20 protein-coding genes are annotated in these 22,319 nt (G+C 49.5%); 7 read left to right on the top strand and 13 right to left on the bottom strand.

Going from position 1 to position 22,319, the window contains the following annotated elements; genetic code table 11:
• Positions 1–56: 56 nt before the first annotated feature.
• Together JKP81_RS08865 and JKP81_RS08860 are read right to left on the bottom strand one after the other, a co-directional pair.
• Positions 57–1,604 (bottom strand): carbohydrate porin, encoded by a 1,548-nt coding sequence (locus tag JKP81_RS08865; protein WP_370568872.1) that lies wholly within the window; start codon positions 1,602–1,604, stop codon positions 57–59.
• A 237-nt stretch (positions 1,605–1,841) separates the two neighbouring features.
• Positions 1,842–3,728: a beta-glucoside-specific PTS transporter subunit IIABC gene (locus JKP81_RS08860; RefSeq protein WP_200551436.1), complete on the bottom strand. Its 1,887-nt coding sequence runs from the start codon at positions 3,726–3,728 to the stop codon at positions 1,842–1,844.
• Positions 3,729–4,171: 443 nt separating this feature from the next.
• Between JKP81_RS08860 and JKP81_RS08855 the strand changes: the two genes are divergently transcribed.
• Positions 4,172–5,587 (top strand): DUF1593 domain-containing protein, encoded by a 1,416-nt coding sequence (locus JKP81_RS08855; RefSeq protein ID WP_200551435.1) that lies wholly within the window; start codon positions 4,172–4,174, stop codon positions 5,585–5,587.
• A 52-nt stretch (positions 5,588–5,639) separates the two neighbouring features.
• Here JKP81_RS08855 and JKP81_RS08850 read toward each other — a convergent pair whose 3' ends face one another.
• The 4 genes from JKP81_RS08850 to JKP81_RS08835 form a co-directional block, all read right to left on the bottom strand.
• Entirely contained in the window at positions 5,640–7,037 is a 1,398-nt protein-coding gene (locus JKP81_RS08850; RefSeq protein WP_200551434.1) for a glycoside hydrolase family 1 protein, read from the bottom strand.
• Between the two features lie 28 nt (positions 7,038–7,065).
• On the bottom strand, positions 7,066–7,896 hold the full coding sequence (gene licT / locus JKP81_RS08845) for a BglG family transcription antiterminator LicT (RefSeq protein WP_200551433.1): 831 nt from the start codon (positions 7,894–7,896) through the stop codon (positions 7,066–7,068).
• 367 nt (positions 7,897–8,263) lie between these two features.
• The gene (locus JKP81_RS08840) at positions 8,264–8,800 is read right to left on the bottom strand and encodes a FlhC family transcriptional regulator (protein ID WP_200551432.1); all 537 of its coding nucleotides are present in this window, start codon (positions 8,798–8,800) and stop codon (positions 8,264–8,266) included.
• Positions 8,801–9,081: 281 nt separating this feature from the next.
• On the bottom strand, positions 9,082–9,507 hold the full coding sequence (locus tag JKP81_RS08835) for a GNAT family N-acetyltransferase (protein ID WP_200551431.1): 426 nt from the start codon (positions 9,505–9,507) through the stop codon (positions 9,082–9,084).
• Positions 9,508–9,714: 207 nt separating this feature from the next.
• Between JKP81_RS08835 and JKP81_RS08830 the strand changes: the two genes are divergently transcribed.
• A complete protein-coding gene (locus JKP81_RS08830; RefSeq protein WP_200551430.1) occupies positions 9,715–10,392 on the top strand; it encodes a hypothetical protein in 678 nt (225 codons plus the stop codon).
• A 167-nt stretch (positions 10,393–10,559) separates the two neighbouring features.
• Positions 10,560–11,489, top strand: coding sequence for a LysR family transcriptional regulator (locus tag JKP81_RS08825; protein WP_200551429.1), 930 nt, complete (start codon positions 10,560–10,562; stop codon positions 11,487–11,489).
• Here the strand turns inward: JKP81_RS08825 and JKP81_RS08820 are convergent.
• The 5 genes from JKP81_RS08820 to JKP81_RS08800 all read right to left on the bottom strand — a co-directional run bounded on the left by JKP81_RS08820 (position 11,460) and on the right by JKP81_RS08800 (position 17,623).
• Entirely contained in the window at positions 11,460–12,938 is a 1,479-nt protein-coding gene (locus JKP81_RS08820) for a succinate CoA transferase (protein WP_200551428.1), read from the bottom strand. The genes JKP81_RS08825 and JKP81_RS08820 overlap by 30 nt on opposite strands.
• Before the next feature lie 15 nt (positions 12,939–12,953).
• Positions 12,954–13,739 (bottom strand): methylmalonyl-CoA decarboxylase, encoded by a 786-nt coding sequence (gene scpB, locus JKP81_RS08815; RefSeq protein ID WP_200551427.1) that lies wholly within the window; start codon positions 13,737–13,739, stop codon positions 12,954–12,956.
• Between the two features lie 12 nt (positions 13,740–13,751).
• Positions 13,752–14,750 carry a methylmalonyl Co-A mutase-associated GTPase MeaB gene (meaB, locus tag JKP81_RS08810; protein WP_200551426.1) on the bottom strand — a complete coding sequence of 333 codons (999 nt, stop codon included), beginning with the start codon at positions 14,748–14,750 and terminating at the stop codon, positions 13,752–13,754.
• Positions 14,743–16,887, bottom strand: a complete 2,145-nt coding sequence (gene scpA / locus JKP81_RS08805; RefSeq protein WP_200551425.1) for a methylmalonyl-CoA mutase — start codon at positions 16,885–16,887, stop codon at positions 14,743–14,745. The genes meaB and scpA overlap by 8 nt, the downstream gene beginning before the upstream one ends.
• Positions 16,888–17,398: 511 nt before the next feature.
• Positions 17,399–17,623, bottom strand: coding sequence for a hypothetical protein (locus JKP81_RS08800; protein ID WP_200551424.1), 225 nt, complete (start codon positions 17,621–17,623; stop codon positions 17,399–17,401).
• 930 nt (positions 17,624–18,553) lie between these two features.
• Between JKP81_RS08800 and JKP81_RS08795 the strand changes: the two genes are divergently transcribed.
• From JKP81_RS08795 to JKP81_RS08785, 4 genes are all read left to right on the top strand, one after another.
• On the top strand, positions 18,554–19,021 hold the full coding sequence (locus tag JKP81_RS08795; protein ID WP_200551423.1) for an Hsp20 family protein: 468 nt from the start codon (positions 18,554–18,556) through the stop codon (positions 19,019–19,021).
• A 270-nt stretch (positions 19,022–19,291) separates the two neighbouring features.
• Positions 19,292–19,462, top strand: coding sequence for a YnfU family zinc-binding protein (locus tag JKP81_RS23575; RefSeq protein ID WP_216848957.1), 171 nt, complete (start codon positions 19,292–19,294; stop codon positions 19,460–19,462).
• A gap of 508 nt (positions 19,463–19,970) precedes the next feature.
• Positions 19,971–20,297 carry an anti-adapter protein IraP gene (gene iraP / locus JKP81_RS08790; protein WP_017455729.1) on the top strand — a complete coding sequence of 109 codons (327 nt, stop codon included), beginning with the start codon at positions 19,971–19,973 and terminating at the stop codon, positions 20,295–20,297.
• Between the two features lie 511 nt (positions 20,298–20,808).
• Positions 20,809–21,039 (top strand): hypothetical protein, encoded by a 231-nt coding sequence (locus JKP81_RS08785; protein WP_086871229.1) that lies wholly within the window; start codon positions 20,809–20,811, stop codon positions 21,037–21,039.
• 269 nt (positions 21,040–21,308) lie between these two features.
• Here the strand turns inward: JKP81_RS08785 and JKP81_RS08780 are convergent, their stop codons facing one another.
• Positions 21,309–21,749 carry a hypothetical protein gene (locus JKP81_RS08780; RefSeq protein ID WP_200551422.1) on the bottom strand — a complete coding sequence of 147 codons (441 nt, stop codon included), beginning with the start codon at positions 21,747–21,749 and terminating at the stop codon, positions 21,309–21,311.
• A 354-nt stretch (positions 21,750–22,103) separates the two neighbouring features.
• The coding region (locus JKP81_RS08775) for an IS3 family transposase (RefSeq protein WP_162721445.1) at positions 22,104–22,319 on the bottom strand (216 nt) is incomplete at its 5' end.

The raw sequence follows: 22,319 nt of genomic DNA, 5'->3' as shown, positions 1-22,319 counted from the left end.
ACATCTGCATGCGTTATTGTTCCCCGCCACCCCGGCGGGGATTCTGTTTTTGTTGTTCAAAAGACCACTTCAGCCTGCACACCAAAACTTATTTGATAATCCTTACCGTCGTTAAAGGTCTGGCTATCGATCTCATGTTCTAACGCTTTCAGGTAAGTACTATAGAGACGAAGTTCCGGTCGGGAATTAAGAATGCTGGTATCCACTTTATACACCTGCGCCAGCGTCACCTTATAACCAGATTCATCCAATGTGGAATTATTGACGCGATTTTTCTGCGTGAAATACCCCAATTCCAGCGCCGTCTGCATGTTTTGATTCCAGATCCATGACGGACGAATAACCGCACGCGCGGTGGTAAAGTCCGTATGCGCGCCGGTATATGTCGAGTAAAGATCGTGGCCGCGACCATACACCAGCGCATGCGCCATGATAACCTTCTCACCCAGATAGAACTCCCCCTGGTCCACTAACCGCCAGCCAATACCACCGCTGTGAATACCGTAGTAAGAACTGTTGTAATCAAAATCCGGGTTGGCGCTGGAAATATTCATAAACTGGCTGGCAAGGGAGTTATTCGCCACTTGCAGCGTCAATTCATTTGCGCCTTTCAGAATGGGATTACGCAAAATCGCCTGTCCAAGCCATGAGGATTTCACCTGATAATAATCATTATCCGCCTGCGCTTTTTTCTGCTCATCCGTCTGGTTAGCAAATGCATATTTCGCCCCCAGCTCCAGCGTCATATTTTCGCTGACAGGAAGATTCTTGTAGCGAACTTCCGCGATATTGACGTTAACCTGCGTGGTATCGCTACAGCTGGAAGAACCTGCCGCACACACCGTACTGTAGTTATCAATATCATTACGCGTTATTGCCATACTGAGTGCGCCAACCGGCAGCTTCCAGTTTTCTATCCCAACGCCTGCGCCAGAAAGTGTGCGATTGCTTTTCCAGTCCAGTAGCTGAATTTCATACTGTGGCAGCGTATGTTTCCCCACCCAGACCGACGCCTCTGGCGCAAAAGGAAGTAGCCCGTTGCCCTCCACATAGAGTTTACTCAGTTTGCCCATACCGCCGCCGGACATCCCTTTTTCAAAGGATTCATTGCTCTGGGTTAACCCGAGATCGCCCTCAAATTGCACATTCGCCCAAATAGATTTGTCGCCATCGCGCCATGCTCGTTTCTTTAATGACAAGTTATACCAACCGTCATATTCGTTACCAAAACGCCCAAGCGATCCCACTGCCCAGGATTTTGGTCCGCCATTGGTGGTGGTTGCCCAACCTGAGCGGAAATAACCGGAATATTTAAAGCCGGTATCATCCTGCACATACTGGCTTATTTTTTTCAGTGTCCCTGCCGACAGCTCCGGCTCCGTTTTAGCCTGCGCGGCCGTAGCCTGAACCGTCGTACCAGATTGCGCCGCAGGCACTGCTGATGAGGCAACGTTGCGTTGCTGCGCGTGCTCTTTTTCTTCATAGGCTTGCAGTTTCTGCTGCGTAACGCGCAACTGCGCTTCCAGCGCCGCCATGCGCTGTTCAAGCGTTAGCGGCTGCGCCATTACCCCGATACTTGCGCCGTAACAGGATAATAACGCCACGGCAATACACCTCTTTTTAGAAATTATGTTGTTCACCTTCATGAGTTCCCCTCGGTATTACCCCCAGAAAACAAAAAGACCCGCAACCAGCGGAAAATGCTCCGTCAGTTGCAGGTCTCGCCTGAATAAAATCAGTAACGTCCTGTGGGGGTAGATCAATTAACGCATAAACACGTTTTTAATAGGTTGCGGCGACAACCGCCCCCGCCGCAAATAGCTTCCCGCTAACAGCGAGAGTTACACCAATAGCGCCATTACCGGTTCGCCAAAGCGGGAATGGGGTTTATCGCTAATATGTAATTCGCGCCAGGCTTCGCTGTTGGTGATGACCACCGGCGTCACCGTGTCATAACCCGCCTGTTTAATTTCATCGAGATCGAAAGTCAGCAGAAGCTGGCCTTTTTTGACGTCATCGCCTTCGTTCACCTTCATATGGAAATATTGCCCATCCAGTTGCACGGTATTAATCCCGACGTGGATCAGTATTTCCGCGCCCGCCGTGGAGCGAATGCCAATGGCATGGCCGCTGGCGAAGGTGCTGGCGATATGGCCGTCGACCGGGGAATAAACTCGTCCTTCATCAGGAATAATGGCAAAACCCGGCCCAACTACGCCTGTCGAAAAGACCTTATCTTCCACTTCTGCCAGCGGGATTAACGCGCCAGAAACCGGCGCGGTAATCTGCTCAGGAGCCAGCGCAGCGGTTTTCGGCATTACCGGTTGATGTGCGGGATGTTTTTTTTCACTCGCCGACGCGTCGGGTATCGCTTGTACGGAAGGTTCGTCAAAACCAACGATCAGCGTCAGCACGAGGCTGCCAATAAACGCCACGCCGCAGCCAATAAGAAAGCCGATAAAACCGTCGCCGTAGAAAATCGGCAGCGTCAGCAATCCAGGCATGCCCATTGAAATCGCCGAGCTTTTAGCATACCCAACCACCGCACCGCCAAAGGCCGCCGCGATCACCGCGCAGATAAACGGTTTTTTCAGTTTCAGGGTGACGCCGTAGACACCCGGTTCGGTAATGCCGAACAGCGAGGCGATAAAAGTACTGCCCGCCAGCGCTTTCAGTTTTTTGTCTTTCGCCCGCAGCATCACCGCCAGCAACGCGCCGGACTGAGCGAAAACCGAGGGGCTGGAGGCGGCTTTAAGAAAGCTGTGTCCCATCACCGAAATGTCGTTGATAAAAACGGTAACAAAGCCCCAGTGCACGCCGAAAATCACCAACACCTGCCAGGCGGCAGCCATTAGCGCGCTGGCAATAATCGGGTTGAAACCGTAAATCGAAACAAATAAAGAGGCGACAACCTCACTGATCGAAATGCCAATCGGCCCGATGGTCATTAACGTCAGCGGCACCATCAACGTCAGCAGGAAAAACGGCGTCAGAATATTGCGCACGCTTTCATGAATATGACGATTGAGAAAGCGCTCTATTATCGACATCAGCCAGACGCTGAAAATAATCGGGATCACCGAACCGGTATATTTCATCATCACCACCGGCAGGCCAAAAAAACTCACCGGCTGACCGCCATCAAATAACCCTTGAATGCTGGGGTAAATGAGCGCTCCCGCGATCGACACGGCAACAAAGATATTGGTTTCAAATTTACGCGCAGAGGTGATGGCTAACAGCATCGGCAGAAAATAGAACAGGCTGTCGGATGCGGCATGCAAAATAATATAGGTGCTCTCTTTATTGCTCAGCCACCCGGCGGCCAGCACAATCGCCAGCGCGCCTTTTAGTACACCGGCTGCGGCCATCGCGCCTAATAATGGCGTGAAAATCCCGGCCACCAAATCGATCAAACGCCCTAACAGCGAGGCTGTATTTTGCGCCGGTTCCGCAGGTTGTTTCTTCTTATCATCCTCCAGTAATCCGGAGATGGTACCAAACGCGCGGAACACGTCTGGCACGCGGTTGCCAACCACCACCTGTAACTGGCCTGAACCATTCACCACGGTAATGACGCCGTCCAGCGCGTCGAGTTCGGCCAACCGCACTTTGCTGTTATCAATGATTTTAAAACGTAAACGCGTCGCGCAATGCACCAGCGTCGCAACGTTGCTCTCTCCACCTACCAGCTGCAGAATATTTTCTGCCAGTACTTTGCTATTCATAATGAGACTTCCCGTTTCACAAACGACAGTAATAATCAGGTCACCCTGGTGTTGCCTGCATCCGCTGGCCAGCTGGAAAAAAGCAAAAAAAAACCTGGATAAAATAGTGTGTAAACACACTGCTTTATCCAGGTCTCGCCCAGAATTTCTCTGGTGACGTCCTTAACAACGCCCTCTTTCTAACAAGCCGCGCAGGCAATTACCACCGCAAATGATCAATTTGTGAAAATCATCACGCAAATAGCGTTGACCTGGAATTAAACAACCAGGCAAATACAGAACCCCGGTCACATTTATCAATATTATGCGTTGCCTGCCTGAACGACTCTTTTTATAACCATGCCCACAGGACGTTACATCTCCTTTTGGCGAAACCTGCTTTCCGTTGCTCCACCAGGCAACGGAAAGCAGGTTTTTTTGTTTTTTAAGATAGGGAAAACTCCATGTCACTTCCAAAAACGCTATTAAGCACGTTACTGGCGCTCTCTCTTGGCGCAGTCAGCACAACAACACAAGCCACCACGCAACAGCCGATGTCCGGAAAAACCCGCATCCTGATTTTGTCTGATATTGGCAACGAGCCCGATGATTCACAGTCGCTGGTGCGTTTTTTGGTTTACAGCAATGAGTTTGATGTCGAAGGGCTGGTTGCCACCACCTCCACCTGGCTGCGTGACAAAGTGAACCCGCAGATGATGCTCAAACGCATTGATGCGTATGAGCAAGTGCTGCCGAATTTACGCAAACATGCCAACGGTTACCCCAGCGCTGATGCGCTGCGCAACGTCGTTCGTGCCGGCCGCGCCGGTTACGGCATGGATTATGTCGGCGCGGGAAAATCCACGCCGGCGTCACAACTGATAATCAATGCGGTGGATAAACACGATGTGCGCCCGTTGTGGATTGATGTCTGGGGCGGCGCGGTCGATCTGGCACAGGCGCTGTACGATGTGCGCGCGACACGTTCACCACAAGAAGTAGCAGCGTTCGTGAACAAGATCCGCGTCTATGCCATTTCTGATCAGGATAATACGGGCGAGTGGATCCGCGCACAGTTCCCGGATCTACGCTATATCACCAGTATTCATGCATGGAACGATTACTTTATTGCCACCTGGACAGGCATGTCGTCGCGCTATGCCGAAGGCGGCGATATGAGCAAGGTGAACAACGACTGGCTGGCGAAAAATATTCGCAACAAAGGCCCGTTGGGTGCGGTCTATCCGGCAATCGAGTACACCATGGAAGGTGATACGCCCTCGTTTCTCTACTTGTTAAATAATGGGCTGAATGCGCCGGAACACCCGGAGTATGGCGGCTGGGGTGGACGCTACGCAGCGGTCAATCCTGACAGTCGCAGTGGTTTGCGCACCAGCACGTCTGATACCGTGACCGGCATTGATGGCAAAAGTCGCCGCACTGCCAGCGCCACTATCTGGCGCTGGCGCGAAGCATTCCAGAATGATTTTGCCGCGCGTATGGCATGGAGCGTTAACGCCGGGGTGGAAAAGGCGAACCACAACCCGCAACTGGTGCTCAACGGTAAACCCGGGACGGAAATTGTGACATTGCAGGTCAAGCCCGGCGAGATGGTGAAACTCTCAGCGAAAGGCTCGCATGACCCGGATAACAACCGCCTGAGTTATCACTGGTGGCAATATAAAGAACCCACAGCCACCAGCATGGGCATCCATTTCGCACCGGAACTGAAACTTGAGAACAGTGACGCACTTGATGTCAGCTTTATCGCACCGCCAGTCAAAACCGCTACGCCGTTCCACATCATTTTGCAGGTGCAGGATGACGGCACGCCGTCACTTTTCGCTTACCGCCGCGCGATTGTCACCGTGACGCCATAAACGACAAATGCCGGATAGGCGTAAGCCACATCCGGCATCTCTTGCGCTCACATTACGGTGCTAACGTTTCCCCATTACTGCTGATCACATCGCGATACCAGAAGAAGCTTTTCTTACGCCGACGCGCCAGCGTGCCATTCCCGGCATCGTCGCGATCCACATAGATAAAGCCATAGCGTTTCGACATCTGCGCGGTTCCGGCGCTGACCAGATCAATCGGCCCCCAACTGGTATACCCCAGCAGTTCCACGCCATCTTCAATCGCCTCTCTGACCTGCACCAAATGCGCCTGCAAATACTGGATGCGGTAATCATCTTCAATCGAGCCATCCTCGGCGGGGACATCTTTCGCCCCCAACCCGTTTTCCACAATAAACAGCGGCTTCTGGTAACGATCGTGCAGTTCATTGAGCAAAAATCGCAGCCCTTGCGGGTCTATCTGCCAGCCCCACTCGGAGCTTTCAAGATGCGGGTTGGGGATCATGCGCATAATATTGGTGCGCGAGCTTTGATACAGCTCCGGCTGCGCGGCGGCGCAACCGCTCATGTAATAACTGAACGAGATAAAATCGACCGTCTCTTGTAGATCCTGTTCATCCTGCCCGGTGATATTGAGCGCAATGTTATTTTCGCGGAAAAAGCGGCCAATCCACGCCGGATAAGCACCACGCGCCTGAACATCGCCAAAAAACAGCCAGTCGCGATTTACCCGCTGCGATTTCAGCGCATCTTCCGGTTTGCAGGTGATCGGGTAACGAATGCCACCCAGCAACATGCTGCCGATTTTGGCATCCGGGATGATGTGATGGCAGGCTTTTACCGCACGGGCGCTGGCCACCAGTTGATGATGAATGGCCTGATAGATCTCCTGCTTACTTCGCTCGCCCGCAAGCCCAACGCCGGTAAACGGCGCATGCAATGCCATGTTGATTTCGTTAAACGTCAGCCAGTATTTCACTTTATCGCGATAGCGGGTAAAGACCGTGCGCGCGTAGCGCTCGAACAGGTCGATTACCTTCCGGCTGCTCCAGCCATCATAGTTTTTCACCAACCCGTAAGGCATTTCGTAGTGTGAAAGCGTGATCAACGGCTGGATGCCATAGCGCGCCATTTCATCAAACAGCCGGTCGTAAAAAGCCAGCCCCGCTTCGTTTGGTTCGCTTTCATCGCCATTTGGGTAAATGCGTGTCCAGGCAATCGAGGTGCGCAATACTTTAAAACCCATCTCAGCAAATAACTGAATATCTTCCGGATAACGGTGGTAAAAATCGATGGCCACATCTTTGATACCGGTGCTGTTCGCGTCACGTTCAACGACATTACCGTGTATTCCCTGCGGTTGCAGATCGGAGGTGGAAATGCCTTTTCCTCCCTCGTTCCATGCGCCTTCGACCTGGTTTGCGGCGACCGAGCCACCCCACAGAAAACCTTCGGGAAACCTCATTTGCATCGTTACTTTCTCCTTTATCTTGCCGCCGTTAACCACCGCTCAGGCGATTGATATGGATCGTCAGGAACATCACTTCGTCGGTGGTGAGCTGGCACTGGTAATTCTTTTCAACATAATCATTAACTTTCATCGCACAGGCATAGGCAGCCGGCATCATACTGGTGATCCCCTGATAGATGCTGTCGTCGCCGTGCTCGACGGTATTGCGGTTCAGCAAACGCAGTGCGAAAAATTTGAGGTGCGTGATAAGCCGCTGATAATTTAGCGACTCTTCGTCATAGGTCAGGTGCAGATCGTATTTCAGGATTGTCAGCACATCTTTAATGATGGTGGCACTCTGCATGGTGCTTTGCATGTCGCTGTTATTCCTGACGTTCGCCAGATGCAGTGCGATAAACCCGGCTTCATCCTCCGGCAGGCTAATGCCGAGTTTACTGTTGATAAGCTGCAATGCCTCAAGCCCCACCGCATATTCCTGGGCATAAAAACGTTTAATGTCCCACAGCAAAAAGTTCTTAATCACCAGTCCGTTGGCTTGCCGCTGGATAGCAAAATTTAAATGATCGCTTAACGCCAGGAACAGTGTGTCCTGCACTGTGATCGCCAGCCGCTGCTGGGCCAGCGCAATGATCTGCTGCGTGACAGCCAGATAAGGGGGCGGAATTTCCGCCAGCAGTTGCGAAAGGACGTCCGCCAGTCCTTCCGACTTTTTGACGAACTGGCTTTCAATCTGGCTACTGTCGACCTTATCGCCCGGTCTTTTGCCAAAACCAATGCCCCGCCCAATGGCCACGATCTCTTCTTGCTGTGCATTGGTGAGCAGGACAGCGTTGTTGCTGAGTATTTTTTCTACTTTCATTTTCAGCTTTCTCACTGTTTAACTCAGATGTTCTTCCCGGAGGAGTTCGTCCAAAAAAAGCAAAAAAAAACCTGACTCCATTGCCGCCACGCAAGGCAACAATGGAATCAGGTTTCGCTCAGTTTTCTTCTGATTACGCCCTGGGAACTCTTATAACGAATCAGACGAGGCGGCTCAAGCCTTCAAAACGGGAACTGTGATGATAATCATGGATGTGTGATCAGCGTCCTGCAAACCGTGCAATCCATTGCAGGGTTGTACATATATTTTTTGCTACTGGTGGAAATATTTTACCGGGAACATTGACATACAGCAGAGGAAATAATGTTGAATTCGAATCCTTTATCTATATAAATGCTATCAAAAATTAATCGCTAAGCTGTTGCGTTTTATTTAATAAATAAGAATTATTCCAACTCACTACACATGCTTGCTTTAATAAACCAGATTCTAATTGCAAACCGGGTTCAAAACACAACAGATGTATATATTTTTCCAGCAAAGAAGGTGCGGATTGCTCGCCAAAACAGCATGCAGGTTCGCACCCATCACTACAGGCAAGGCATTTCTCATAAGCCTCGATTAACACCCAGCCCTGAACCAGGGTCAACACCGGAGCAGACTGCAACTCCAGCAGACAATCACTGACATAGAGCGAGTATGCTTCAAGCGCTGTGCGGCTTGTCGCCTCAGTGTCACGCTTTTTTAGCAGCCGCCATATCCTGCCAAAATGGCGGACGTGTATCCGGTGAGTATGATCCAAAAACCACGCTTTCGTGAAAGGAGAGCTGCTGTAACTATGCTTATCTCCTTCATTATCAGCGAATATATTGCAGACGCCCCTGTTCGCTAAAAATAATACCAGAGACATCTTTTGCAGTTCAGAAATATAAGATTTATTCATTGCTTCACAAAAGAATATAAGAATTTACTGTAGCACCCATAATCAATAATACATTTTACATGAAACTTTGCCACAAACATTTCAATGATCCTTAATAAAAATTTGTTACCCGTATCCCAAAAACAATACTTAAATAAAATGCAAACTAATGTTTTCTTAATAAATAGACTTAAAGCGGAACAAACGAGTAGAGTTTGTACAAACCTTCATGAATGAGAGGGTTATTGTACAGGCATTCGGCGAATGCCCATGATGACCGAAAGGCGGCTCCCCTGAGCCTCTTAAAGCTGTTTGCGCAAAAAAATCCGGCTGGTTCCCTCAGGCAGGCAATTGATACGACCAAACTCTTGCCAACCGTTCTTTTTATAAAACTCCGGGGCCTGGAAACTGATGGTGTAAAGGAAACCGGAGATGCAGCCGCGCTGTCGCCCTTCCTCTTCAAACTGCCGCAGTAGTGTTTCGCCAAGACGTTGCCCACGAAGCGCTGGCGGAAGATAAACCAGATCAATAAACAGTAGCCCCAGTGAAGTACGGCCAATCATCCCGCCAATGACTTCACCGGTATTCGCATCCTTAACCAGTACACTCAAAGGCCTGCGATCGCTTATACCGGTGATCTCATCATTAAAGGCATTCAGGCCTTGTTCCACCGGAAAAAAATTGGCCGCGACTGCCTGATCTGAAACGCTGACCTCATAATTTGCCATGCCTTTCTCCACACGAAAGCACTCATAGATTCCTTGATTTGCACCAATAAAGATGAAAATTCAGTGCTAAATCCCCGCTAAAGCTCATTTAAATCAGACCGTTATCTTAATTAACCACTTTTTGCTCAAGTCAGGCCCCCGGCGTATTCACTAATAGAACCGGTCCGCTGGATTAAACGTTGTAAACGGAAAAAAGAAGGAAAAAAAGTGAAAGTTAAAGCATTAGCGCTCAGCGTACTGTCTGTAGCCCTACTGGCAGGATGTGCAGGAACCAGTACGCACCCGGTAAAAGCCACCAACGGTACAACACTTGAGATTGCCACCATTTTTAGCCCGCTTGAAATGAATAACAATCGCTACCCGGATGTGAAACTGCGTGAAGTGAGCCCCGCCCATGCTGGCACCGGCATGGGTCTTTCGTTACTCAGCACAGCACTTGGCGGTGGAGCAGGCAGCGGCGATGCCTTTGATAAAAATAGCTATAAAGGCAACGCGATAGATTCCATGCCGGAACCGACATCACGCTATTTAAGCCCAAAAGCTGAAGTGAAAATTCGCGAATGGCTCGATAAACAGGGCGGTAATTATGTCTACAAACAGCCGCTGTATATCGCAGCAGCGCAGTGGTCGCTGGTCTACACAGATATGTCTGCGGGAAACAGTAATTATGATCTGGCCTATCGCGTGTTGTTCTATAAACGCGCCGAAGATGGCAATGTGCTGAGTGCTTTTGTGAGAGCAGAATGTGCACCAACGGTGAAAACCGCGCCGCTGGCCGACTGGCGGGCGAATAGTTACCAAAAAGTGACGCAAGAAACGCAGAAAATGATGGATGCGTGTCTGCTTGAACTGGAAAACCAGTTGCCACGATTGCTGAAGAAATAATCTGAAAAAGCCGCAAATAACTGCGGCTTTTCTTCCACTCTGCATTGATGCCTCTGGTTCGTGCCAAGACAGCAGTGCTATACCATTGCTGGCAGCAATAAATAGCATGCTAATGATGGCACGGATGGCCATACGTATTGGTTATTGAGTCAGAGAGGGATTTTCAGATGAGCAACTCTATTTTTATTTCCAAAAGAATGCGCAACTTCATTTTACTGGCGCAAACGAAAAGCATTGCCAGAGCGGCAGAAAAAATACACATGACTGCATCGCCGTTTGGCAAAAGCATTGTCTCGCTGGAAGAGCAGATTGGTTATCCGCTCTTTACCCGCAAAGATAACAGTATCCGTTTGAATAAAGCCGGGCAGGAGCTTTATCAGAAACTGTTCCCGGTTTATGAGCGCTTATCAGCAATTGAAAATGAGCTTCACTCTTCCGCCCTGCGCTCGCGCAAAATCGTTATTGGCGTCGACAACACCTATCCCACCATCATTTTCGATCAGCTGCTAAGCCTGGGGGATAAATATGACAATATCAGCACGCAGGCCGTCGAATTCAGTGACAACGGCGTGATTGATGACCTGCTTGGCCACCAGCTTGATTTTATTATTTCTCCCCAGCAGGTTTCACCGCGTGTTCTGGGTCTGGAGAACCTCACTGCCACCGAGTTGCCTCCGCTGCGTCTGGGATTTTTAGTTTCCCGACGCTATGAGCAAAAACAGCCGCAGGAGCTACTGCGTGAACTCCCGTGGTTGCAGATGCGTTTTCAGAACCGCGCGAATTTTGAAGCCATGCTCGATTCTCACATGCGCCCTTGCGGGATCCACCCAACCGTTATCTACCGGGCCTACAGTTTTATGGCGAAAATCAGCGCGGTGGAACGCGGGCAATTTCTTACCGTGATCCCCTATTTCGCCTGGCATCTGGTTAACCCCACCACATTGCGATATTTCGATGCGCCAAACGGACCGATGTATATGCAGGAATACCTGTATTCGTTAAAAAACCATCGGCACACCGCCGAAGTCTGTCAGTGTATTAATGACGATCGCGACGATTCGTGCAATTTAGCCGAGCATCGATCCTGTGTTCAGTAAATTCATATGCAATTCGAATACGCGGCTAAGATCGTGATGAAGATGCCCGCCTGGAGCCGTTTCCAGATAGCGATGAAGGTAATCCCGATAGAGTGGGTGTGCGCAATTATCAATAATGGTGCGGGCGCGCTCAATTGGCGACAACCCGCGCAGATCGGCGATGCCCTGCTCCGTAATGATCACTTTGACACTATGCTCGCTGTGATCAACGTGACTGCACATCGGCACAATGGAAGAAATTTTTCCCTCTTTGGCAATCGAGGGCGCCATGAATACCGACAAATAAGCATTACGCTCAAAATCTCCGCTGCCACCAATCCCGTTCATCAGGTTAGTGCCCGCGATGTGCGTTGAATTGGCGTGCCCGTAAATATCAAATTCCAGCCCGACATTCAGCGCTATGACCCCAAGGCGGCGGATAATTTCCGGGTTATTGGAAATCTCCTGCGGTCGCAAAACGATACGCCCGGCGAAAAAATCCATGTTGTCGTATATGTTACGCAGCGTCTTGTCGGAAACGGTCAGGCTGGATGCGCTAACACCGAGGATTTTTCCTGCGGCAAGTAAATGCGCTACCGACTCCTGCAACACTTCGGAGTACATCATAAATGCCGGGATGTCGGGGCTTTCCCCGAGCCGTGCCATCACGGCATTATTGATATTGCCCACGCCGCTTTGTAACGGCAGAAACTCGCGCGGAATACGCCCCTGCGCCATTTCATGCAGCAGAAATCTCACCACGTTGTCGGCAATTTGCTGGCAGACAGATTTTGCGCCATCCAGCACGTTACCAGCATCAGGTAATTCAGTATCCACCACCGCCACAATCTTTTGCGGTTCCACCTGTACATAGTGCAGGCCAATCCTGTCCAACGCGCTAAAAATAGCAACACTGTGGCGATACGGCGGCGCGCCGGGCGTGGCGATATCGGCGAGTTCAGCCACCCGCGGGCTGTGGTAGTGATTAAGCTCAATAATGATTTTTTTCGCTTTTCTGAGCCAGGTTGGCGCGTTGCCAATCCCGCTGGAAAGCCATATTTTGCCATCGGATGTCAACGCAGAGGCTTCGATCACCGCGATATCAATATCGCCAAAAAAACCGTAGTTCACCATCTGGGCAACTTCACTCAAATGCAGATCAACAAACTTAATCTGCCCCTGGTTGATTTTTTGTCGCATTCCCGTCGAGGACTGATAAGGCGCGCGCCAACTGACCGCATCCGCCTCCGATAACGCATCATCAGCAGCCGCGCTAATGGACGCGCCGGTCAGCAAACGGATTTGAAAAGGTTGCTGCAGTATATGTAGCTCCCGTGCCCGACGTGCGATGGCGGCGGGAAGCGCTTTGGGCGAACCTGCTGCAGTAAAACCACTAAAAGCAACCATGTCATTGTGCTGGATGATTTCTGCCGCTTCGTCTGCACTCAGCCGGGGCCAGGGTTGTTTCATTATCGTCTCCGTGAATCAGCGCCCAAGAAAGTTTGGCTTACGTTTTTCCATAAACGCGCTCATCCCTTCCTGATAATCCCGGCTGTCATAAACGGCGCGACGCATCCCCTGAATACGTTCAAACTCATCCGAATTCATGGTGTGTGCTTCGCCAAGCACACGTAGCTCTTCTTTAATTACCGCAATGGCAAGCGGTGCTTTCTCCGAGATCTGATGCGCCATCTGCAAGGTGAAATCTTCCAGCTCGCTGGCGTCGACAACATGGTTCAGAATGCCAACCTCCCGCGCCCGCTGCGCCGTGATGGGTGCCGCAGTGAAAATCAGCTCTTTAACGATATGGAACCCGGCGTCGCGCGTCAGGTTATGGATACCGACCAGGTTATAAGGAACACCGAGATTAACGGGCGTCATAGAGAAGGTTGAAGAACTGGCGGCAATAATGAGATCGGAACTCATGATCATCTCAAATGCCCCTCCCCAGACGCTTCCTTCCACCATGGAGATCACGGGCTTCGGGTATTTTTGAATCATGCGGGTAATCTGGCGTAGCGGGTCGTCATAAGAGAGAGGATCGCGCCGCCCTGAGGGTAACTCGTGGATATCATGCCCGGCGGAGAAGACTTTCGCGCCATGTGGCGCGCGCAGGATCACGCAACGGATCTCCGGTTTGTTAAGATCCTCCAGCGCCCGCATCAAATCATCAATAAACACCTTGCTAAGTGCGTTAAGTTTGCGTGCGTAATTAAATTCGATAACAGCCACTTTTTGAATAATGGTTACAACCACATACTCGTACGACATATCAATTCCTTTTTACTGTGCAAAATAGTGATGCTGAAGGTATTCACGGATGTGCTGTAAGCCCGTGCGCGGCGCTTGTTGATGATTTTTCACCTCATCAATCGTTTGGTTAAAATCTTCTCGGAAAGCGCGGTGGGCATAAAGCTGGCGCATCGCCTCTTCTTCCACCTGCTTTCGTAGCCACGTCACCATCTGCTGCTGACGCAATAATGGGAGATGACCATTTTTTGTCATCACATCGTAAAAATGAACAATTGCCTGCCAGACATCCTCTATGCCACGCTTTTCCAGTGCGCTACAGCTCAACACCGCGGGTCGCCACTGCGGATATTTGTGATGAACGATAGCAAGCGCGCTGTCGTAAATTTGCCGGGCAATGGCGACTGCCTCGCGGTTGTTGCCATCATCTTTATTGATAACAATGATATCGGCCATTTCCATGATGCCTTTTTTGATGCCCTGCAACTCATCGCCACCACCGGCGATTTGCAGTGAAACGAAGCAATCGACAATGCTTGCGACCGCCGTTTCAGACTGGCCAACACCCACCGTTTCCACTATCACCACATCGTAATTAGCGGCTTCGCACAGCAGTATCAATTCACCGACGTGCGGACTGATACCGCCTGTAGCACCGCCGGAAGGCACCGGCCTAATAAACGCCGCATAGGCCTTAGCCAGTTCCGTCATACGGGTTTTATCACCCAACAAACTGCCGCCGCTGAGTGGGCTGCTGGGATCGACCGCAATAACCGCTACTCGTTTTCCCAGGCCAACGAGTAGCATGCCGAAGGTGTTGAGAAAGGTACTTTTCCCGGCACCGGGTGTACCGGTGATGCCAATACGTATTGCCCTTCCCGTCGCGGGCATAATCGTGTCCAACAATTGTTGGCTCAACATTTGATGTCGTGGAAGCTGGCTTTCCACCAGCGTCATGGCCTGAGCGAGCGCGACACGATCCCCCGCCCGCAAGCGACGGATTGATTCATCAAGGGTTTGTGCATTAATCATGGCGCTGGCTAATCCGCATCAGCACATCGCGCACGCTTTCCAGCATCGGCGTACCTGGGCCGTAAATCGCTGCCACGCCACGTTCACGCAGGAAGTCATAATCCTGTGGCGGGATCACACCGCCGGCAATGACACAAATATCCTCACGACCATATTTCCTTAATTCGTTAATCAATTCAGGAATCAGCGTTTTATGACCTGCTGCCAGCGACGATGCGCCAACGACATGCACATCATTTTCCACGGCCAGCCGGGCAATCTCTTGCGATGTGGAGAACATAGGGCTGAGATCGACATCAAAACCCACATCGGAGTATGCGCTGGCTATGACTTTTGCCCCCCGGTCGTGCCCATCCTGCCCCATTTTCGCAATCAAAATGCGCGGACGACGACCATGCTCAGCAAGAAAGTGTTGCGTTTGCGTAATGATGGCGTCGAATTCAACCGCCGCTTCGCTGTCCTGCTGATAGCTTTGCGTGATCACCCCCGTAACGCATTGGCTGGGAACCAGGTAACGGTCAAACGCCGCTTCCAGCGCACTGGAAATCTCACCAAGCGTCGCACGCAATCGTGCGGCCTGAATCGCCGCAGCCAGCAGATTTTCGTTGTGTTGGGCCGCATGGGTCAGCGCGGACAACGCATCGTGAACGGCAGCGGAATCACGCGTGGCGCGGATCTGCTCAAGTGCAGCGATTTGCTCGTTACGCACCTTCACATTGTCGATTTCCAGTACCGGCGTTACCGCTTCTTTATCGAGCTTGTATTTATTAACACCGACAATAGTGCGTTTCCCCTGGTCGATAAGCGATTGCTCGCGCGCGGAAGCCTCCTCAATCATGCGTTTTGGCAGCCCAGACTCGATAGCCTTCGCCATCCCTCCGGCATCATCGATCTGGCGGATAATTGCCCGCGCCTCTTTTATGATTTGATCGGTCAGAGATTCGACATAATAGGAGCCTCCGAGCGGATCGACGGTACGGCAAATCTCCGCTTCTTCCTGCAAGATAATTTGCGTGTTACGCGCAATACGCGCCGAAAAATCCGTTGGTAGCCCCAGCGCTTCATCAAACGCATTGGTGTGCAGAGATTGGGTACCGCCAAGCGTCGCCGCCAGCGCTTCAATAGTGGTGCGAACAATGTTGTTGTAGGGATCCTGTTCCGTCAGGCTCCAGCCGGATGTCTGGCAATGAGTGCGCAGCGCCAGCGACTTCGGATTGGTCGCGCCAAACCCACTAACGGCTTCGCTCCATAAATAGCGGGCGGCGCGCAGCATGGCGACATTCATAAACAGATCCATGCCTATACCGAAGAAGAAAGAGAGGCGCGGCGCGAAGTCATCAATTTTCAGGCCTGCGGAGAGCGCGGCTTTTATATATTCAATGCCGTCCGCAAGGGTAAACGCGACTTGTTGAATACAGTTAGCACCCGCTTCTCCCATATGGTAACCGCTGATGCTAATAGTATTAAATTGCGGCATATTGGCGGAGCACCAGGCAATAATATCGGCAATAATCCGCATTGAAGGCTTAGGTGGGTAAATATAGGTATTGCGGCAGAGATACTCTTTTAAAATATCATTCTGAATAGTACCAGTTAATTTCTCAGGAGAAACACCCTGTTCTTCCGCTGCAACAATATAAAACGCCATGATAGGTAAAACCGCACCATTCATCGTCATCGATACCGACATTTTATCCAGCGGAATATTGTTGAAGAGTATTTTCATATCTTCCACGGTATCAATAGCGACCCCCGCTTTTCCTACATCGCCCGACACGCGCGGGTTATCCGAGTCATATCCCCGGTGAGTTGGCAGATCAAATGCAACGGAAAGTCCTTTCTGCCCGGCGGCGAGATTACGCCGGTAAAATGCGTTCGACTCTCTGGCGGTTGAAAACCCGGCGTACTGGCGTATCGTCCACGGTTGGGCGGTATACATTGTGGCGCGCGGCCCGCGAGTATAAGGCGGAAATCCCGGTAGCGTTCCGGTGATTTCCAGCGCGTTCAGATCGTCAGGAGTATATAAAGGCTTAATCGCAATGCCCTCTGGCGTCAGTTTGACCAGCGACTCAACGCTTTTTCCCTTACGGCTGAGCTCTTTATTTGCAGCTTTTTGCCAGTCAGTCATTGTAGCCATACATATCTCCGTTATTCCAAATCAATAACTCACTGGGCAGAAATAGTAATTTCCACTATCAACGTTGTCGCCAGCAAAAAAAGACCTGCAGCAATTCATTTTTTGCCGCAGGTTATATTCTGATTTTTATCACGCACTAATTAATAGAGTGGGAACGTCGCTTATTTAATGTTTATGGGAAACAAATCGTTCAATTTTTTCCTGTACATGCTCATCAGGATTTTCTGCAATATCTCCAGCGACATGCCGTATATAGTGATTTTGCCCGGAAAGTTGGGGGAAAGCGGGTGCCGCCGAACTGGCAGGGCGAACGTCAAAAGCAGAAAAAACCAGGCTACGCTTAACTTTTTTCCCATCATGCCTATACCTTTCAAGAGAGAGTTAACAGGCAACATACTGAGAGAGAAAGCGTCAGTAAGTGTCAGAGATGTTCAAACCTGTCCCGGCAGTTGTAATCAGTCGTGGGAAATGAAAATCAGAGGAAACAAAAAACCGCCCTCAGGCGGTAGGTTTACAGGTCAGATTCTAACGCATCCTGAATCGCATCGGCGAGGGTGGCGACCTCTTGCGAGACGTTACGTAAATCCATCTGGCTACGAATGCCCGAATTGGCCGTGGTTGCAGAAACTGCCGCCTTTGAAATTTCCAGCGCTGCCTGTACAGCTAATAAGCGCTTTCTGTTTTCTACCGCCTCATCCCCTGTCGCCCCATCAAGATCAAAATACCCTTCTAACATTACCTTCTCCTTCGGGTTTACCAGCAAAGACCAAGCATACACAGTTGAGCGAGAGGATGAAAACGTAAACGCATTGCGAGCCGCCTCGTAAAACGAGGTTATGGCGAGTATTTGAAATAAACAGTAGGCGCGCGTTAAAAGGAATTATCAGGTGGGAGATAGGATTTTCAGTGAGCTTAGAGAAAAGATACCTCTCGAGTGGCAGCAAAAAAAAGGATTAAGAGTGCGATTACAACGCCGGTGAGTGTTCCGGTTATCCATTTGCTCTTTATGCCGGTTAAGAAGAAACATTTATAACACTAAGCGATAGCTAAAATCCGGGAAAAAAAACCGCTCGGACAGAGCGGTAGAAGAACATCACCAGGGAAAATAGGGTTAACGATGATAGCGCGTTAACTATAGTTACTTTCTGTCGCTCTGCCAGTTCAAAAACCATTAATTAAACCAATTACATAGAGAGCCCATATCTATCAGAAATCGATTACAAATGAGAATAATCTCATTGCCAGTAAAGTAATAATTAGCAAACTAATAAACGTAACGAATATGCAATTGCATCCCTCAGGAGCAGCCCGGATTTCCTGTTCCTGAGGGTCTTTTCTTAACAACATTAATTATTCCCCTTTCCACTGAAATGAAATAGGTTATATCGCTCCCGAGCGACTCGCGCTGTGGCCCACGTATAAAGCCGAGCGGCAGATGTACGTTTGCATTAACAGCTTCTTTTCCCTTCATATTACAGGCCTGTTATTTCCTGCATCCCAGCAGCCATTTCATGTGTACTCAACCACGCAGTTCGCCACGTCGATACAGGAAAAATTTTTTTATTTGTGTCTTGAAAAATGTGTTGAAGGAATTATTTATATAAGCGGACAAGCAAAGCTTGCCTTTAAGTTGAACTTTTGAATTGATTATTCAGGAGGTTAAGTTATGGCACTCAAAACCTTGTCAGCACTCCCCGGTTTTACTGACTCTGTTTTTGCTGACCGTTTCAATCGTATCGACCGGCTTTTCAGCCAGTTAACTGGCGACTCACCGGTGGCATCATTACCGGCTTATGATCTGAAAAAAGTCGATACAAGTAATTATCAGCTCCACGTAAGCGTCCCCGGCTGGAAAGAAGACGAACTCGAAATCGAGACCGTCGGCGGGGTACTAAATGTATCCGGTAAACGCGCGGAAAATGAAACCCATGATGAACAGGGCTGGATATACAAAGGTATTCGCCGCGCGGATTTCCGTTTGAGCTTTTCGCTTCCGGAACATACAAAAGTGAGCAACGCAAAACTTGAAAATGGCATATTGCTGGTGTCCATTTATCAGGAAATTCCCGAGAGCGAAAAACCGCGTAAGATTGCCATTGAAAATACGCAAAAAGCCATTGAACATCAGGCTTGATAGCTTTTCCTCTTCCTCTACGGCCCGCGCATGCGGGCCTTTTTCTTATCCTGTTCCTGATACGCTGCCTTGCCGACACGTATAAACGCGAAGAGATGCTTTTCGCAGAATGTGTGACCGCAGGACGTAGTTGTAATTCATTACTGTGACGCCCTCATCATCAAGCGGCAAAATGAAAAGCCACACGATTCTCGCGCTGTACAAAAGGATTACGGGCAATATGCTCGGGGATAGTGTATGGTTGCAGGCCATTTATCAGGATAATACTCTATGCCACAACGCAAAGACTCAAAAAACAATCGCAACTTCCTCACCAAATGCACCTGCCCTCACTGTTCACAACAGTCAGAACACAGCTTCTCCCGAGTCCAGAAAGGCGCCGCGTTAATGTGCCCGCACTGCAGTAAAATCTTCCATCAGGACAAAGCCGCTTTCGCTTAAAACCGAGCTATGTTGAGAAACCGGTCGAAATATCAGGGCCGGTTATCGAACTGGGCGTTCCTGACAATGAAAGCCACGGCAAATATTTCGACCTGAATCACGCCAACATGATTGTTCTTAAGTAACCGTTGATCAGCATGCGAAGAGAAATTACCTGGGTAAAGCCGCAGAACTGCCCTAACACTTCAGCAGCCGTCCAGTCGTTACCCTCATCAACGGTGAAAGACACATCGCAAAGATCATCCGTCGGTACCGTTCGCAAGCATCCCGCTCGCTTTAAGCCGAGTAGCATGCGTTTTCAACGTTGTAGCCCCAGTAGTAATTACCCGCATCAGAGGCCGCCGTTGACGACTTATTAATAACGCTATGAGTATCAACGCATTCAGCCAGACGCCTGGCCTGCTTATGCAGGAAGCATGTATAACCACAACAAAACTATTGATCCTTCATTATAGAAATCTCGACCATAATATATTCAGGGGTGATGCGGCTAATAACAGGGGCACTTATGAAAAACTTAATACTCGGTGTGATTGCAAAAATCTCGAAAATGGATGCGGAAGCCAAGCTACTTGCAGCCAAAGTGGAAGCTCAGTCTTTACTTATCGGGGCGTTGATGCTGACACTTGGCAAAAACGGTGGCATGAATGAAATGCTTGATAATGTAAAAAAAGCGATTAACGCAGCGCTTGATGCGGCTGATATTCCACTGAAATCAGATGCAGAACTACTTATGAATGAATTTAACAATCTTATTCAGTTAACTCAGTTGCTTGAAACAAACGACGCTGAAATTGATATAGAAGCGTTAAAGGGCGCGTCCGATAAAATTTGACGCAATGTGGTTATTAATCATAAGGCTGGAAAGATAAACATCCGGCCTTTTATTTGCGCGACTACCGGCCATCTCTTTACCCTAACGTTTGTCATGAACACCACATGATCTACGAACCCAGCTACAATGCATAAAACCTGAATATTACCAGCTTTTTCATTGCCATCCGGCAGCGAAGCCACTCAATCAGTTGGTAGCATAAATCCCTTGCGATCAGTGAATCGATGGCTGATGTTTCGATTCTCTCCCGGAGGGTGAAATCACCCCACAGAGCAGGCTCTGCATGTCTGCGCTGGAAACATCGAACATGTCGATGGTGATGCAATCTTGCCGTCTGGCATCAATCCAGGCGGATACGCCGTCCTAATGTTATCCCGATCCGGTTTGGCCCTGACGCCACTGGTTTTATTTGCCTAACTGAACGATATTAAATATTCACATCACACCGATATTCGCGACAGAACATTTCTTGTTTGTCGGTGAGCACCACAGTATTTCTTAAGGAGAGGTTATGAAGCCAGTAGAAGACGCGATTAATGACCTGCAGTGTCGTGCTTTAGCGTATGAAATCATTTTTCAGTCCATTTGCTCAGAGTTGCCGCAAGTGTTCATCGAGAAAGCCGTAGAGAACATTGAGCTTAACTTCAAAGCATTTGAATCTGGCACGCATTCTGAAGCAGGGAAAGCAAAGCTCGAAGCGGCGAAAGCTATAGCCTCAAGAATTATAGGAGCAAAGATTTAACCTCTCTCCCAGGCGTGATCCAGAAGTGGAGGGGAAGTCATCATCATTTCTCCTCCACTTTTTCCATTGCTGCGTTGTCGCGGTTGTTATGGTCAGAAATGTGGGCGCGCGTCCCCAAAAGCAGGGAAAAGGCCTGATGCTTCACTCACCCGACAGTTCTGAAAATGAACGTCCACGATAGTCGCGCATGGCAGTCTGAACGCCATCAAGCATTTACAGTTCGATACCTTAGACATATGGGCGAACGGGTTAATACAGCCCGGGAGCCGTTATCTCTTCTTCGAAAAATGAAAGGATGGGAAAGTACAGAAATGGTGTGTGGATAGACGCCCCCAGGTACCTGACCATTTAACCAAGCACGCGAAGCACATTGACTTAATTCTCGAAGGAGGTACTGAGCGCTCTATCTGCTCATACTCGCCCAGCGAGTAATATGCTTTTCCGATCACATCAGCAAATGATAAAGAGGTCATCCCGGCATTATGGATGCGCATAGTCAAATCACCATACTCAAACATGCCGCGCCCATAAACCGGATCAAAATCGCCGATACACTCAACCATACTGTCGAGGTAGTAAAGCATCACGCCGCACTGTCCGGTATAGGCTAAATACTGAGCATCGCGATACATTACCGCAACATCGTTCAGCTTGCGTACGCCTGCCAGATATAGAAACTGACAAGCCAAAATGAGGCTCTGCTGAATCAATATAAGAGCGCACCAGCAAGAAGATGCTGGAGGTGATACACCAATGCCAGGCTTATTACTCCAGCGCGGTTATGTGTAGAAATGGTTATTCCAATGCGGCAAGAAGATAGATCACACGTAGGTGCATGTGGCGCACCATTAACATTGACTAGCATTTTTTTCATCTGCTTTTACATTTTCAGCGGGTGATGTAGCAGGCCTGGTTGCATATATGATACCCACAGATAAAAAATGCTGATGGCTATACGCAGGGTGCGCGGAGGGAAAACACCGGAGTTTTGCTTATTCAATTCGACGAAAAGTCCGCATTTTTGATTTAAAGCTTGAAATTATGATTGAATCGCCACGGATAATCTAGACACTTCCGAGCCGTTGATAATACTGGTTTTCATATTCTGTCGGTGACATCTGTTCGCTAGAACCATGCCGACGCTTACTGTTATAAAACATTTCGATGTAATCAAAAATATCACTGCGGGCTTCTTCCCGCGTTCCGTAGATCTTTTTCTTTATCCGTTCACGTTTCAACAACTGGAAAAAACTTTCTGCAACCGCATTATCATGGCAGTT

The organism is Kosakonia sp. LAM2021 (assembly GCF_016620385.1).
GTDB classification, from domain to species: domain Bacteria; phylum Pseudomonadota; class Gammaproteobacteria; order Enterobacterales; family Enterobacteriaceae; genus Kosakonia; species Kosakonia sacchari.
Note: the sequence above shows the minus strand (reverse complement) of the source record. Positions and strands in the feature narration are given on the sequence as shown.